Source organism: Agromyces sp. NPDC058126 (assembly GCF_042884595.1).
Lineage (GTDB): Bacteria > Actinomycetota > Actinomycetes > Actinomycetales > Microbacteriaceae > Agromyces.
The window spans coordinates 182,631-197,994 of record NZ_JBHVTS010000001.1 but is presented as its reverse complement, the minus strand read 5'-3'; the positions used below and the strand labels follow the sequence as shown (position 1 = coordinate 197,994).

Here is a 15,364-nt window from a genome sequence, read left to right as displayed (position 1 = left end):
TTACGCCTTCCGCGCCTCGAGCGCGGCGATCAGCTGCGGCACGACCGTGAACAGGTCGCCCACGACGCCGAAGTCGGCGATCTCGAAGATCGGGGCATCGGCATCCTTGTTGATCGCGACGATCGTCTTCGCGGTCTGCATGCCGGCGCGGTGCTGGATCGCGCCCGAGATGCCGAGCGCGATGTAGAGCTGCGGCGACACCGAGACGCCGGTCTGGCCGACCTGGTACGACTGCGGCACGTAACCGGCGTCGACGGCGGCGCGCGACGCGCCGACGGCGGCGCCGAGCACGTCGGCGAGCTGGTCGACGAGCGCGAACTGCTCCTCGGATCCGAGGCCCCGGCCGCCCGAGACGACCTTCGCGGCGCCGCGCAGCTCGGGACGCGACGAGGTGACGACGGCCTCGTCGACGCTCTCGATCACGGCGGCCCTGCGTCCGGATGCCGCGACCGCGAGCCGCTCGACCGAGACGGGCTGCGCCTCGGCGCGGGCGTCGATCGCCCCCTCGCGGACGGTGATGACGGGAGCACCCCAGGTGACGGCGGAGTCGACGTTGTAGGCGCCGCCGTAGACCGAGTGGTGGGCCACGACGCCCTCGGCGTCGCGCGAGACGCCCACGGCGTCGACGGCGAGGCCCGAGCGCGAGCGCGCCGCGAACCGCGCCGCGATCTCACGACCCTCGATCGAGTTCGAGACGAGCACGGCGTCGGGCCGCACGAGTTCGGCGGCGGCGGCGAGCGCGTCTGCGGCGGGCACGGTGAGCTGCGCTCCGGGCTCGGAGTGCTCGGCGACGAGCACCCGGCTCGCGCCGAGCGCGGCGGCGTCGGCGGCGAGCTGTTCGCCGTCGCCCGCGGCGACGAGGAGGGCGACGGGGGCGCCGATGCCGGCGGCGGCGCCGAGGAGACCGGCGGCGCTCTTGGTGAGCGCGCCGGAGGGGGTCACGTCGAGGAGGACGAGGATGGAGTCGGCCGTGTAGTCAGTCATCGTCGATCCCTTACGCGAGCCGGTTCTGGACGAGGTACTCGGCGAGGCGTTCGCCGGCGTCGCCCTCGTCGACGATCTTGGTGCCCGCGGTGCGCGGCGGTTTCTCGCCGAGCGAGATCATGATCGAGCGCGAGGCCTCGGTGCTCTCGGCGTCGACGCCGAGCTCCGCGAGCGTGAGCGTCTCGAAGGGCTTCTTCTTCGCGGCCATGATGCCCTTGAAGTTCGGGAACCGGGCGTCGGGCAGCGCTTCGGTGATCGAGATCACGGCGGGCAGCGCGGCCGTGACCCGCATCGTGCCGTGGTCGCTCGCACGCTCGCCGCGCACCTCGCCGTCGGCGATCTCGACCGAGTTCAGGCTCGTCGCATTCGGCACGTCGAGGAGTTCGGCGATCATCGCGGGGAGCACCCCGCCCGATCCGTCGGTCGACTCGTTGCCGGCGATCACCAGGTCGTACCCGATGTGCTGGAGGGCTGCGGCGAGCGCCTCGGCGGTGAGCCCGAGGTCGGCGCCGGCGAGCGCCTCGTCGGCGAGATGCACGGCCGACGACGCGCCCATGGCGAGGCCCTTGCGCACGGTCGCCGCGGCGGACCCGGGCGACATCGAGAGCACGACCACCTCGGTGTCGGCGTTCGCGTCGGCGTAGCTCAGTGCGACCTCGAGGGCGCGCTCGCCGATCTCGTCGAGCACCGTGTCGCTCGCCGCGCGATCGGCGAGGCCGGTCTCGAGGTTCAGCTTGCGGTCCCCATAGGTGTCGGGGACCTCTTTGACCAGGACGACGATCTTCATTCCGCTCCTTCGCACGAGTGGCTCCATCCTAACCAAGCACTTGCTTGCCTGAAAGGGACACTGATTTGTGGGATGCCGCCAAAGCGGCCGGAAGGCTCGCCCGAGCCGCTCGTGGAACCCGCACAGTTTCGCTGGCCGGTACGGAGGCGCGGGGTTACGCTGCGGGCATGAGCGGATTCCGACCCCCTGTTGCAGACATCGCCTTCGCCCTCGAGCACGTCGTCGACTACGACGCCGTCGCGCAGCTGCCCGGCTACGAGCACGCCGACCTCGAGACCGTCACGGAGATCCTCGATGAGGCCGGCAACTTCATGACCGAGCTGGTGGCCCCGACCAACCGCGCCGGCGACCTCGAGGGTTCGACGCTGAACCCCGACGGCACCGTCACCACGGCGACGGGTTTCAAGGAGGCCTACTCGGCCTACGTCGACGCCGGCTGGGGCTCGGTGCCGCTGCCCGAGGAGTTCGGCGGCGGCGGGTTCCCGCGCACGGTCGGCCTCGCGCTCCAGGAGCTCATGACGACCGCGAACATGGCGTTCGCGCTGGCCCCGCTGCTCACGCAGGGCGCCATCGAGGCACTGCTGCACTACGGCAGCGACGAGCAGAAGCAGCAGTGGCTGCCGAAGATGGTCTCCGGCGAGTGGACCGGCACCATGAACCTGACCGAGCCCCACGCGGGATCCGACGTCGGCGCCCTCACCACGAAGGCCGTGAAGCGCGAGGACGGCACCTACGGCATCACCGGCCAGAAGATCTTCATCACCTTCGGCGACCACGACCTCAGCGAGCAGATCGTGCACCTCGTGCTCGCCCGCACGCCCGACGCCCCCGCCGGCACCAAGGGCATCTCGATCTTCATCGTGCCGAAGTTCTTGATGAACGAGGACGGCTCGATCGGCGAGCGCAACGGCGTGCACACCGTCGGCGTCGAGCACAAGATGGGCATCCACGGTTCGCCGACGTGCGTGCTCTCGTACGAGGACGCCACCGGGTACCTCGTCGGCGCCGAGAACATCGGCATGCGCATCATGTTCGTCATGATGAACAGCGCCCGCCTCTCGGTCGGCATGCAGGGCCTCGCGGTGTCGGAGCGCGCCTACCAGCAGTCGCTCGACTACGCGACCGAGCGCATCCAGGGTCGCGCGATCGGCGCCACCGAGGACTCCCCCATCATCGACTTCCCCGACGTGCGCCGCATGCTCATGACGCAGAAGGCATATATCGCCGCGATGCGCCGCATGATGCTGCTGACGGCGACGTACGCCGACGTGTCGACGCACCACGCCGACCCCGCGACCCGCGCTCGCGCGAACGAGATCGTCGGCCTCCTGACCCCGATCAGCAAGTCGTTCGGCACCGACCTCGGCAACGAGCTCACCTCGCTCGCGCTGCAGATCCACGGCGGCATGGGCTTCATCGAGGAGACCGGCGCCGCGCAGCACTACCGCGACGTCCGCATCGCCGCGATCTACGAGGGCACGAACGGCATCCAGGCCGCCGACCTCGTCGGCCGCAAGCTCCCGGTCCGCGACGGGGCATCCGCACTCGAGTTCATCGCGAGCATGCGCGAACTCGACGCCGACCTGGCCGCGGCGGGCGAGGAGTTCGCCTCGATCCGCGCCCAGCTGAGCGCCCAGCTCGACACGCTCGAGCAGACGACGGCATGGATGCTCCGCACCGGCGCGACCGACCCGAACGCCGTGCTCTCGGGCTCGACGCCGTACCAGCGCATCTGGGGCCTCGTCGTGGGCGGCTGGCTCATGGCGAAGTCGGCGCTCGCGGCACGCGGCCTCGATGACGACGGCATCGCCGAGACGCAGCTGCCGCTGGCCCGGTTCTACGCCGAGCAGCTGCTGCCGCAGGCAGCGGGCCTCGCCAGTGCGGCGACCGCCGGCTCGCGCGACCTCTTCGCCCTCGACGCCGCCGCACTCGGCGACGCGGTGGCGCGCGGGGCGCGCGTCTGATCCGACCGCACAGCGCGATCCCGACGAGGGGCGGATGCCGCGTGGCATCCGCCCCTCGTCGTCGCGTGCTGGAGTGCCCAGCTCAGCCGGCGACGGGAAGCGAGACGTCGTCGATGACGAACCAGGTCGCCCGTCGGAGATTCTCGTCGCCCGTGAACGCCAGCGTCACCGTCTGTCCGGCGTACGCGCCGAGGGGCACGGTCTCGAGCGTGTAGTCCTGCTCGTCCATGTTCGACCAGCGGACGAGGCGCGTCGTGTCGCCGTCGGCATCGGTGACCTCCAGGTCGAGCTTGTCGTAGACGTTGGCGAGCACCTCGTCGGAGACCACCCGGAGCCAGAGCCGCAGCGTGGCGTTCGTGCAGCCCGCGGGGATGGTGACCACCTGGCTCAGCGTCGCGAGGCTGCCGCCGTCCCCGACGCCGTTCATCAGCGCCTTCCACGACCCGCTGCGCGCCGGCTGCACGGCCGGGCTGCCGTCGACGACCCCCGCGGACGCGGCCCAGGGCGTCGCGGTGCCGGTCTCGAAGCCGCCGTTGCCGATCGCGTCGGCCGCGACGCAGCCACCGCCGCCACCGGTGCCCTCGACCATCGGGGTGAGCTTGTTCGACTCCTTCACCGAGGACGCCCACGCGAACTCGTTGTTGTCGCTGAAGACGTAGTAGCTCGAGCCGTTCGGCATGAGGGCGACGGTGATGCCGCCGTAGCCCGACATGAACGGCACCCAGAACGGCGAGGTGTACGCGGGGTCGTCGCTGCTGTCGAAGTCGAGCCCCCAGAAGCCGTTGTTGTACTTGAACGGCGTCGTACCGCTCGTCGTGAGCCCGCGATCGGCGGGATCGCGCTGCAGGCTCGCGTCGAGCTGGCCCGGGTGCAGCAGCTGCTGGCCGCCCGCCGCCCCGTGGTCGTCGACGAGCAGCTTGGCGACCTTGGCGATGTCGTCCTGCGTCCAGAAGAGGCCGTACCCGCCGAACGGGGCACCGCTCGGCGAGTTGCCGGTGCGCACGGTCGTGAGCGCGTCGGGACCGACCCCTGCGGGCGCGAGCACCTCGTCGCGGAGCATCGAGAACAGGTCGGCTGCTGCGCCCTCCTGGTCTTTCAGGAGGTCGTCCATCGCCCGGGTCGCGAGGAACGTGTCGGAGGTGTGATAGTTCCACTTGGTGCCCGGTGTCGCCTTCCGCGGGAAGGAGAGCGCGAGCGCGAGCTTGTCGGCGGTGCTCTCCGCGTCGAAGAAGTCGAGCATCACGGCACCCGACTCGTCGCGTTCGAAGAGCGCCGAGTTGTAGTTCCCGGTGGCCATGTCGAGGGCGTTGCCGATCGTCACGCCGTTCCAGGCGGCACCGCCGGCCTCGGCGACGTGGGCGGAGATCGTCTCGTTCGCGACCGACGGGCCGTACTTCTGCGCCAGGCGCAGGAGCGCCATACCGCCGAACGCGGACTTGGCCGTCGAGTAGGAGGGCAGCAGGAGCTGGCCGCAGAACGGGTACGCGCCCTGCCGGGTCGGGCAGTCCCCGACGTAGTTCACCCCGTCGTAGACGAAGCCGTAGGTGCTGAGCGCGCTCGGCGTGATGCCCGAGCCGAACGCCGCGGGGTTCACGCCGGTTCCGGGGTGGTCGGCGGCGAGCGCGGCGATCGGCCTGGTCGGCAGGCGGTCCGCCACCTCGGCGGCGTACGCGTTGCGGACGCCGTCGGCGTCGGCGAGGCCGCCCGGGGCGTAGGTCGCCCCCACCTGGCCCCAGAGATCGAACTGGAAGTACGCGCAGGTCTCGCTCGTCACCTGGTAGCGCACCTGCGACACCGTCGAGGCGTCGAACAGGAAGCTGAGCAGGCCGTTGTGCACGCAGTTCGCATTCCGCTCGACGAGCGCGAACGGCAGCGCGGCGCGCGTCTTCCCGCCGTCTCCGGTCTCGCTCCAGGCGCGTCCGGCCCCGACCGCGAGGTTCCAGACGGGGCTGCCCGTGATCTGCAGGCCCCGCTCGGCAGGCACGAGATGGCTGCCGTTCTGCGTCAGCTGCACCGAGAACGGCGGCAGGTGCTTCCGGGCCTCGACGGCGTCGTAGTTCGCGGTGTCCTTCACCTTGGCGAACCCGCCGGCCGTGGCGACGCCGTTCAGCGTCAGCGTGCCGGAGAAGACGTGGGCGGGTGCGGCGGCCGCCGCGGGAAGCGCGAACGCGCTGTTCGGCACGGTGCCTGCGGCGGTGCCGCTCGTGAGCTGGGCGGCGGTGAGCACGGAGCGCGAGACCGTGCCCGAGCCGGTGAGCGGGTCGCCCGGCACGGGCGTGACGGCGGCGGAGGCCGGGGCGACCCCGGTGCCGACGAGGGCGAGGGCGGTGAGTGCGGTGACGAGCACCAGCGGGACGAAGCGACGCACGAGTTCTCCTTCAGGCCATTCGGAAGGGGGCGGTTCGATCGGAGCCAGTGTGGCCGCCCGTCGGTGCCGCGTCCACGACCTGTTCGGCCCCGCTTCGATGCCCCGCGGGCATCGGTGGCTCGGCGCGAACGATCAGACGGAGTTCGGCGGGTAGGTCTCGACGAGGAACTGCTCCATCTCGTCGAGGCAGCGCTCGATCTGCGCGCTCGCGTAGTGCATCTCGTCCCAGACGCCGAAGAGGGTGATCACGAGCGGACCCGTGCCGGTCTCGATCGGCGTGGTCGTGAGGCCGAACCTGGGGTCGTCGGAGAGGATGCAGATGCCGCGCCCGGCGGCCGCGAGCGCCTGGGCGAGCGGGGGCGACTCGGTCTCGAGCGAGGCGGTGAACCTGAGACCGGCGCTCGCCGCGGCCGAGTCGAACATCTGGCGGACGCCGTGCGCGCGGCTCATGACGATGAGCGGTTGCGTCACGAGCTCGGCGATGTCGACCGTCTCGCGATCGGCGAGCGGATGGTCCCGCCGCATCTGCGCCCAGAGGTAGGCGTGCCCGATCACCTTCGTGCGGAACTCGGCCGGCGGGATCCGCGTGCCGACGGCGAAGTCAGCACGCCCGGTCGCCACCGCCGCGTAGACGTGCTCGGGCATGGCCTCGACGACGTTGCCGATCACGCCGTCCGGTCCCGCGCGGACGATGAACGGCGCGACGATGTCGGTCGCCGTCGTGGGGGCGGTCACGACCGTCAGCTCGGGCGCCGTGCCGCGCGCGATCGCGTGCGCGGTCGCGCCCGCCTGCGCCGCGCGCCCCACGAGGTCTTCGGCGACGGGGCGGAATCTCCGGCCGGCGGCGGTGAGCGCGAGCCCCCGTGCCGACCGGTCGAACAGGTCGAATCCGAGGTCCTGCTCGAGGCGGCGGATCTGCCGGCTGAGCGAGGGCTGGGCGACATGCACGACGGCGGCGGCGCCGTGGAGCGTGCCTGCCTCGCACACGGCGAGGAAGTAGCGGAGCAGGCGCAGATCCATCGATACCTCCCAGGCATCACTTCAACCGAAACTAAGTATTGGTCTGTTAAGGCTCGGCGTCCATAGACTGGCCGCACTTCGCCGCCGAAGACCCCCGCGGTGGCGAGCCCACCCCAGGAGGCAGTCATGGCAGTCACCCGAGCGCGACGCTCTCGCGCACTCGCAGTTCTGGCCGTCGGGGCCGTCGGCATCGCCGGCCTCGCCGGCTGCACCGCCGGCGGCGCCGCCGCCGGATCCGGTTCCGATTCAACGGTGCTCAGCGTGGCCGCGTCGGCCGCGGTCACCACCTGGGACCCGGTGCGGTCGTTCTCGACCGAGGCGCTCTACCTCGGCAACGTGTACGAGCCGCTCCTCTGGAAGAACGCCGAAGGCGCGGCCGAGGAGTTCACCCCCGGCATCGCCGAGTCGTGGGAGGCGAGCGACGACGGGCTCACCTGGACGTTCCACATCCGCGAGGGCGCGACCTTCCACGACGGCGAAGCCGTCGACGCCGACGCCGTGAAGGCGAGCATCGAGGCCGCGAAGGACCACGCCGGGGCATCCTTCATCTGGGCGCCGCTCGAGTCGATCGAGGCGACCGACGACGCGACCGTCGTCATGCACCTCTCGTACTCCGCACCGATGGACCTCATCGCCGCCTCGACGTACGGCGCGTGGATCGTGTCGCCGAAGGCGCTCACCGCCTCCGCCGACGACGAGCAGTACTTCGAGCAGGGCATCGACGCGGGCACCGGGCCGTACACGGTGAAGTCGTACACTCCCGGCGAGAAGGTCGTGCTCGAGGCGTACGACGAGTACTGGAACGAGGACGCGGTGCCGCACTACGACATCGTCGACATCGCCATCACCCCGGACGCGGTCACCGCGCAGCAGATGCTGACGAGCGGCGAGGTCGACCTCGCGACGAACCTGCCTCTGGAGAACGTCGACACCGTGGCATCCGACCTCGGTACCGAGGTGCGCACCGCGAACTCGCCGTTCAACTTCGTCGGCTTCTTCAACACCACGAGGCCGCCGCTCGACGACCCGAAGGTGCGGCAGGCGCTGAGCTACGCGATCCCCTACGACGACGTCATCGAGGTCGGCGGCCAGGGGTACGGCACCCAGTCGCACGGGCCCGTGCCGAAGGGCATCTTCCCGTACTCCGACAGCGTGCCGCAGTACGAGCAGGACCTCGAGAAGGCGAAGTCCCTGCTCGCCGAGGCGGGCCACGCCGACGGACTCGAACTGACACTGACCTATGCGTCCGAGAACTCGTCGGAGGCGCGCTTCGTGCCGCTCATCAAGGACGCGTTCGCCAAGATCGGCGTCACCCTCGACGTGCGGGCCGAGCTCTTCAACCAGCAGTGGGAGAACGCGAAGGCCGACCCGGCGACCGCCCAGGACATCTTCGTCGTGTACTACTGGCCGACCTACAGCGACGCCGGCGCCGACAACCTCTACTCGCTGTTCCACTCGAGCGAGGAGCCGTTCTTCAACCTCAGCTACTGGAAGAACGGCGAGTACGACGCCCTCGTCGAGGAGGCGGGAACGCTCACGGGCAGCGACCGCGAGGCCGCCCAGGCGAAGTACGAGGAGGCGATGGGCCTGCTCGTCGACCAGGCGCCCGGGTTCTTCCTCTACGACGCGCAGGCCGTGAGCGTCGTGCCGCCGGCGATCGACGTCGCGGACTTCAACGAGAACTACCCGTTCACGACCTTCTTCGCCCCCATCACGCCCGCGAGCTGACGCCCGCCGCCCCGCCCGGCCGGGTGGACCGCCCTACTGGGTCCGCCCGGCCGCCCCTCCCCTCGATCCTGGAGTCATCCATGTTGCGCTTCCTCGCCGGCCGGCTCGGAACCGCGGTGCTCGTGCTCTTCGTGCTCACGCTCATCGTGTTCGTGCTCTCGCGCGTCATCCCGGCCGACCCGGCGGTCGTCTACGCCGGGCCGAAGGCCCCACCCGAAGAGCTCGCCCGCATCCGCGAGAAGCTGGGCTTCGATCAGCCGATCGTCGTGCAGTACTTCGCCTACCTCGGCGGTCTCGTGACGGGCGACTGGGGCGACTCACTCGCGACCAAGCGCCCCGTGCTCGACGAGCTCGCCGCCCGCCTCCCCGCGACCCTCGAGCTCCTCTTCGCCGCGATGCTCATCGCCGTCGTCTTCGGCATCGTGCTCGGGGTGGTCGCCGCGAAGCGACCCGGCAGGGCACTCGACGGCGCGATCCGGTTCCTCGCCATCGGCGGCGTCTCGATGCCGGCGTTCTGGCTCGGACTGCTGCTGCAGGTGCTCTTCGTGGGGCGGCTGCAACTGCTGCCCGCGACCGGGCAGTTCAGCACCGAGGTCGAGTACCTCGCCCCGATCACCCCGGTCACCGGCTTCCCGCTCTTCGACAGCCTCATCACGGGCAACTGGGTCGCCTACAGCGACGGCCTCGCGCACCTGGTGCTGCCGGCGATCACGCTGGCCGCGTACCCGCTCGGCCTCATCGCCAGGATGACCCGCGCATCGATGCTCGAGGTGCTCGGTCAGGACTACGTCTTCACGGCGAGCGCCTACGGGTTGCGCGATGCGCTCATCCGCTGGCGGCTGGCGCTGAAGAACGCGCTGCCGCCGACGATGACGGTCATCGGCCTCGCCGCCGCCTACGCGCTCACCGGCACCTTCTTCGTCGAGGTGGTCTTCAACTGGCCCGGCATCGGCCAGTTCGCCGCGAATGCGATGCTCGCCGTCGACTACCCGGCCATCATGGCGATCACCCTGCTCGGCGCCGCCGGCTACCTCATCGCCAACCTCGTCGTCGACCTCGTCCAGGCCCGGCTCGACCCGCGGGTGACGCTCGCATGACCGCGACGACCGCACTGCCCGCCTACGTGCCGATGGGCGGCGGCGCCCTCAGCCGCATCGGCCGGGTGCTGCGCACCGACCGGCTCGCCGCCCTCGGCCTCGCCCTCATCGTGCTCGTCGTCGTGCTCGCCGTCTTCGGCCCGTGGCTCGCCCCGTACCCGGCTCAGGGCTACGGCGAGACGAGCGTCGGCACCCGCGGCCTCGCCCCGAGCACGGAGCACTGGTTCGGCACCGACCAGCTCGGCCGCGACGTCCTCAGCCGGGTGATCATCGGCGCCCGTCCGGCGCTCACGATCTCGCTGTTCGTCGTCGCGATCGCCGCGCTCATCGGCATTCCGCTCGGCGCGATCGCCGGCTATCGGGGCGGATGGCTCGACGAGGTCCTCATGCGGATCACCGAGGTCTTCCAGGCCTTCCCCCCGCTGCTGCTCGCGATGGTCACCGTCGCGATCCTCGGTCCGAGCCTCACCAACGCGGGCCTCGCGCTCGCCATCTGCTGGTGGCCCTGGTACGCGCGACTCGTCCGTGCTGAGGCGCGCTCGCTCCGCGACCGGCCGTTCGTCGAGGCCGCGAGGTCGATCGGGGTGCCCGCCTGGCGCATCCTGCCGCGGCACATCCTGCGCAACTGCATGACCCCGGTGCTCGTGCAGGCCACGGTCGACATCGGCAGCGTCGTGCTCGCGGCCGGCTCGCTCGCCTTCATCGGGCTCGGCGCCCAGCCGCCGGCGCCCGACTGGGGCCTCATGGTCGCCGAGGGCCGCGGGCAGATCTTCACCGCCTGGTGGATCTCGACCTTCCCCGGCCTCGCGATCTTCGTCACCGTGCTCGGCTTCAACCTGCTCGGCGACTCGCTGCGCGACTTCTTCGACCCCCGGCAGGTGAAGCGATGAATTCCGAACCTCCGACCGATGCCGCAGGAACCGGTGAAGCGATGAACGCCGAAGCGACGACCGACCTCCTCCTCATCGACGACCTCGAGGTCGCCTTCGCGGAGCGCGGCGCCCTCACCAACCGGCCGGTGCGCGGCATCACCCTCTCCATCGCCCCCGGCGAGGTCGTCGGCATCGTCGGCGAGACCGGGTGCGGCAAGAGCCTCACCGGCCTCGCCGTGCTGGGGCTCCTGCCGAAGGGCGCCGTGCCCTCGGGGCGCATCGTGCTCGACGGTGTCGAGCAGCCCTTCGACGGGACCGGGGCCGCCCGGGGCGACGCGATCTCGATCGTGTTCCAGAACCCCGGGACCGCGTTCAACCCGGTGTTCACGCTCGGCCGGCAGATGCGCGACGTCGTCGCCCGCCACCGCCGCGTCGACGGCCGCCCCCTCGGTCGCGCCGCCGCGAAGGCGCACATCGTGCAGTACCTCGAGCAGGTCGGGCTGCCCGACCCCGAACGGGTCTTCCGCAGCTACCCGCACGAGCTCTCGGGCGGCATGCTGCAGCGGGCCATGATCGCGATGGCGCTGCTCTGCGAACCGCGCCTGCTCATCCTCGACGAACCCACGACCGCGCTCGACGTGACGATCGCGAAGCAGATCCTCGAGCTCGTGCTCGCGCTCCGCGACCGATTCGGCTTCGGCGTGCTGCTCATCACCCATAACCTCGGCATCGTGCGCGAGATCTGCGATCGCATCGCGGTGCTCTACGCCGGCCGCGTCGTCGAGTCCGGACCGACGGGGGCGGTGCTGCGCTCACCCGTGCATCCGTACACGCAGGGGCTCCTCGGCGCACTGCCCGCGCGCCACCGGCCGGGGCAGCCGCTCGAGGCCATTCGCGGCGCCGTGCCCGGCAACCTGCTGGCGCTCTCGGGCTGCTCGTTCCGCGATCGATGCCCGGTCGCCGTCGACCGGTGCGCCGAGGTCGACCCCGTGCTCGAGCCCACCGCACCGCTGCACGAGGCGGCGTGCATCCGCGTCGCCGAAGAGGTCATCCGATGACGGCCATGCTGCACGTCGACGAGATCGTGAAGGTGTACCGCGCGCACGGCGGCGAGGTGCGCGCCGTCGACGGCGTCTCGTTCGCCGTCGAGGCGGGCACCACGTTCGGTCTCGTCGGCGAATCCGGATCGGGCAAGAGCACCGTCGCCCGATGCGCGCTGCGGCTCATCGAACCGAGCTCGGGCGGCTCGCGCATCGACGGCGAACCGATCGGTGCACTGCGCGGCCGGGCGCTCCGCGAACTGCGGGCACGCACCGGCATGGTGTTCCAGAACCCGGTCGCGGCCCTCAACCCCAGGCTCACCGTCGAACAGTCGATCGCCGAGCCGCTGCGCACCCACACGCGGTTGCGCGGCCGTGCCCTCGTCGAGCGGGCGCGCGCGCTGCTCGACGAGGTGGGGCTCGCCCGCGCGCACGCCGAGCGCCTGCCGCACCAGCTCTCGGGCGGGCAGTGCCAGCGGGTCGGCATCGCGCGGGCGCTCGCGACCCGGCCGAAGCTGCTCGTGCTCGACGAGCCCACGAGCGCACTCGACGTCTCGGTGCAGGCCCAGGTGCTGAATCTCCTGCAGGAGCTGCGCCGGGAGCACTCGCTCAGCTACCTGCTCATCTCGCACGACCTCGACGTCGTGCGCTACATGAGCGACACGGCGGGCGTCATGCGCGCCGGCCGCCTCGTCGAGGTCGGCCCCGCCGCGGAGGTGCTCGTGAACCCGCGGCACGAGTACACGCAGCGCCTCCTCGCGGCCATGCCCGAGACGCCGGGGGCGATCGACCTCTCGGCGCCCCCCGTCGCTCCGACCGCCCCGAACGAGAACAGGATCCTGTCATGACCTCCCTGCTGCCCGCGGGCGTCGCCCGCGACGCTCACCCGCCGCGATTCCCGGGCGCCGAGCCCGGCGAGCCGAGCCTCGAGACCTGGCAGGATGCTCCGCACAACCGCTGGGCGTTCGCCCATGTCGCCGAGCTCGTGCCGACCGCGCCGATCCCCCGCAGCGCGGCGCCGCTCCCCGGCCGCGATCGCGCCGGGCTCGACGCGCTCCTCGACGAGCTGCCCGATCTGGCCGCCCGGCTCGAGGCGAGCTACACCGATGCGCTCGTCGTCGTGCGCGACGGTCGCGTGGTCGCCGACCACTACCGCGAGGGCATCGGGCCCGAGACGCCGCACCTGCTGATGAGCGTGTCGAAGTCGATCTGCGGCCTGACCGTCGGCACCCTCGTCGACGACGGTCGCCTCGAGCTCGCTCGGCGGGTCGACGAGTACGTGCCGGCCCTCGCGGGGAGCGCGTACGGCGACGCGACCCTCCAGCAGGTGCTCGACATGACCGTCGACGTCGACTACGACGAGGATTACCGCAACCCGGCCTCGCACGTGCAGGCCCAGGATCGCGTCGCCGGCTGGCGGCCCCGCCTCGCCGACGACCCCGCCGACACGTACGCCTTCCTCGCCACGCTGCGCGGCGGCGGACGCCACGGCGAGCGGTTCAAGTACTGCTCCGCCGGCACCGACGTGCTCGCCTGGGTGGTCGAGAGCGCGACCGGCCTGCGGTATCCCGATGCGGTGTCGCAGCGACTGTGGTCGCGGCTCGGCTGCGAGCACGACGCGAGCATCACCGTCGATCCGGGCGGGTTCGGCTTCGCGAACGGCGGCATCTCGTGCACGGCGCGCGACCTCGCGCGGGTCGGCGAGCTGATGCTCGGCGAGGGGGTCATCGGCGGCGAGACGGTGGTGTCGGCCGAGTGGGTGCGTCGCACGCGCGACGGCGGCGACCCCGACGCGGCGAGCGGCACGGTGTTCCAGCGGGTGCATCCCGGCGGGGCGTACTCGAACCAGTGGTGGATCACCGGCAGCGCGCGCGGCGACTACTACGCGGTGGGCATCCACGGCCAGTTCATCTGGGTCGACCCGTCGACCGGGATCGTGGTGGCCAAGTTCTCGTCGTGGCCCGAGCCGGTCACCGAGCAGTGGAACCGGGTGCACGCCGAGCTCTTCCGCGATCTCTGCGACGCGGCGGGCCGCTGATCGCCCCCGAGGTTCAGCGTCGCGGGGTCCACCCGGGCGGCAGCGGTCCGCCGACGTCGGCGCGCTCACGGTCGGCCGCGGCCGACCAGCCCTGCGCGGCATCCGTCGCGTCGAAGCCGCCTCGGGCGACCCGGAAGCCGACGTCCTCGTGGTGCATGCGCGGGGCGCCGCCACGCCGGGTCGAGGCGCGCACGTTCCACGCGTCGTCGGCGAAGCCGCCGCCCCGGAACACGCGGTAGTCGTCGTAGCGGGCGGGGTCGAGCAGGTCCCAGCACCACTCCCACACGTTGCCGAGGGTGTCGAACAGGCCGTTGAGGTTCGGCAGCCTGCCTCCGACCGGCTGCGGCGCGCTCACTCCGTCGGCCCCCGTCCATGCGACCTCATCGAGCGGCCCGTAGTGCGGACCGGTCGAGCCGGCACGGCAGGCGAACTCCCACTCCGCCTCGGTGGGCAGCCGGAAGCCGTCGGCGTCGACGTGCCAGGTGACCTCCTCGCCGTCGAACGAGTACGCCGGATCGAGGCCCTCCCACTCGGAGGCCGCGTTGCAGAACCGCACGGCGCGCAGCCAGCTGACGTCACTCGCCGGCCGTCGCGGATGCTCAGCGGTCTCCCCGAGCAGTTCGCCGAGCTGTGCCTGCGTGACGGGGTAGACGCCGATCTCGAACGAGTCGAGCTCCACGCTCCAGCGCACCTTGCGACGCGCGTCGTGCAGCGTGACGGTGCCCGCCTCGATGGGTGCGAGCTCGATCTCGGTCATCCGTGCAGTCTCGCACGGGCAGGGTGCCGCGGGTCAGTCGGTGTCGGCCAGCGGCTCGGCGAGCTCGATCCAGGCGAGCGTCTGCGCGACGGCGTCGGCGGGGTCGCCCTCGGCGCCGGCCTCGACCCAGCCCGTGAGTGCGGCGAACGTCGCCGCTTGCATGGCCGCGGCGAGCGCGCGGCAGGTGCCGGCCGACGCACCCGGGAGCCGGCTGCCGAGGAACTCGGCGAGCCGCCCCGTCCAGGCGAGATCCGCGGCTGCGGCGGTCGCGGCGAGTTCGGGCTCGCTCGCGATCAGGCGGAACCAGGCCGCCGCACTGCGCCGCACATGCGCGTCGTGCGAGACCGAGGCGACGATCGCCCGACGCACGGCTTCGGCGGCCGGCGTCTCCGGGCTCATCTCGGCGATCGATCGCGCGAGCCGGTCGTTCGCCGACTCGACCTCGCCCCAGGCGATGCGGTCGCGCGTGCCGTAGTGGCGCATGAGCGTGCGCGTGCTCACCCCGGTGGCATCGCCGAGTTCCTTCCAGCCTGTCGCCGCGTAGCCGTGCTCCGACCAGAGGGCGAAGGCCGCTTCGGCGACCGCATCGCCGTCGACGATGCTCGGCCGCCCGCGGCCACGGGTCGGTGCCTCGGGTGCCGCGTCCTCAGCCGATGTGGTTTCCACAGCCACCTCCGATGTTTTTGACGTAGTGTGTCAAATATAGACC

General features: G+C 71.6%; 13 protein-coding genes. 7 read left to right on the top strand and 6 right to left on the bottom strand.

What is annotated here, in order from left to right:
• Positions 1 to 984, bottom strand: a complete 984-nt coding sequence (locus tag ACFVTR_RS00900) for an electron transfer flavoprotein subunit alpha/FixB family protein (protein WP_387034140.1) — start codon at positions 982 to 984, stop codon at positions 1 to 3.
• A 10-nt stretch (positions 985 to 994) separates the two neighbouring features.
• Positions 995 to 1,771, bottom strand: a complete 777-nt coding sequence (locus ACFVTR_RS00895) for an electron transfer flavoprotein subunit beta/FixA family protein (protein ID WP_387034139.1) — start codon at positions 1,769 to 1,771, stop codon at positions 995 to 997.
• Positions 1,772 to 1,938: 167 nt separating this feature from the next.
• On the opposite strand from ACFVTR_RS00895, the gene ACFVTR_RS00890 reads away from it, so the two are divergent.
• Positions 1,939 to 3,735: an acyl-CoA dehydrogenase gene (locus ACFVTR_RS00890; protein ID WP_387034138.1), complete on the top strand. Its 1,797-nt coding sequence runs from the start codon at positions 1,939 to 1,941 to the stop codon at positions 3,733 to 3,735.
• 82 nt (positions 3,736 to 3,817) lie between these two features.
• Here ACFVTR_RS00890 and ACFVTR_RS00885 read toward each other — a convergent pair whose 3' ends face one another.
• Positions 3,818 to 6,103, bottom strand: a complete 2,286-nt coding sequence (locus ACFVTR_RS00885) for a hypothetical protein (RefSeq protein ID WP_387034137.1) — start codon at positions 6,101 to 6,103, stop codon at positions 3,818 to 3,820.
• A 132-nt stretch (positions 6,104 to 6,235) separates the two neighbouring features.
• Complete coding sequence (locus tag ACFVTR_RS00880) at positions 6,236 to 7,123, bottom strand: LysR substrate-binding domain-containing protein (RefSeq protein ID WP_387034136.1); 888 nt, start codon at positions 7,121 to 7,123, stop codon at positions 6,236 to 6,238.
• A 126-nt stretch (positions 7,124 to 7,249) separates the two neighbouring features.
• On the opposite strand from ACFVTR_RS00880, the gene ACFVTR_RS00875 reads away from it, so the two are divergent.
• From ACFVTR_RS00875 to ACFVTR_RS00850, 6 genes are all read left to right on the top strand, one after another.
• Positions 7,250 to 8,851, top strand: coding sequence for an ABC transporter substrate-binding protein (locus tag ACFVTR_RS00875; protein WP_387034135.1), 1,602 nt, complete (start codon positions 7,250 to 7,252; stop codon positions 8,849 to 8,851).
• 80 nt (positions 8,852 to 8,931) lie between these two features.
• Positions 8,932 to 9,948 (top strand): ABC transporter permease, encoded by a 1,017-nt coding sequence (locus ACFVTR_RS00870; RefSeq protein ID WP_387034134.1) that lies wholly within the window; start codon positions 8,932 to 8,934, stop codon positions 9,946 to 9,948.
• Entirely contained in the window at positions 9,945 to 10,838 is an 894-nt protein-coding gene (locus ACFVTR_RS00865) for an ABC transporter permease (RefSeq protein ID WP_387034133.1), read from the top strand. The genes ACFVTR_RS00870 and ACFVTR_RS00865 overlap by 4 nt, the downstream gene beginning before the upstream one ends.
• Before the next feature lie 41 nt (positions 10,839 to 10,879).
• A complete protein-coding gene (locus tag ACFVTR_RS00860) occupies positions 10,880 to 11,878 on the top strand; it encodes an ABC transporter ATP-binding protein (protein WP_387034132.1) in 999 nt (332 codons plus the stop codon).
• Positions 11,875 to 12,708 (top strand): ATP-binding cassette domain-containing protein, encoded by an 834-nt coding sequence (locus ACFVTR_RS00855; RefSeq protein ID WP_387034131.1) that lies wholly within the window; start codon positions 11,875 to 11,877, stop codon positions 12,706 to 12,708. The genes ACFVTR_RS00860 and ACFVTR_RS00855 overlap by 4 nt, the downstream gene beginning before the upstream one ends.
• Entirely contained in the window at positions 12,705 to 13,898 is a 1,194-nt protein-coding gene (locus ACFVTR_RS00850) for a serine hydrolase domain-containing protein (protein WP_387034130.1), read from the top strand. Before ACFVTR_RS00855 ends, ACFVTR_RS00850 begins: the two co-directional genes overlap by 4 nt.
• A 13-nt stretch (positions 13,899 to 13,911) precedes the next feature.
• Here ACFVTR_RS00850 and ACFVTR_RS00845 read toward each other — a convergent pair whose 3' ends face one another.
• Positions 13,912 to 14,655 carry a formylglycine-generating enzyme family protein gene (locus ACFVTR_RS00845; protein WP_387034129.1) on the bottom strand — a complete coding sequence of 248 codons (744 nt, stop codon included), beginning with the start codon at positions 14,653 to 14,655 and terminating at the stop codon, positions 13,912 to 13,914.
• 33 nt (positions 14,656 to 14,688) lie between these two features.
• Positions 14,689 to 15,321, bottom strand: a complete 633-nt coding sequence (locus ACFVTR_RS00840; RefSeq protein WP_387034128.1) for a TetR/AcrR family transcriptional regulator — start codon at positions 15,319 to 15,321, stop codon at positions 14,689 to 14,691.
• Positions 15,322 to 15,364: the final 43 nt, after the last annotated feature.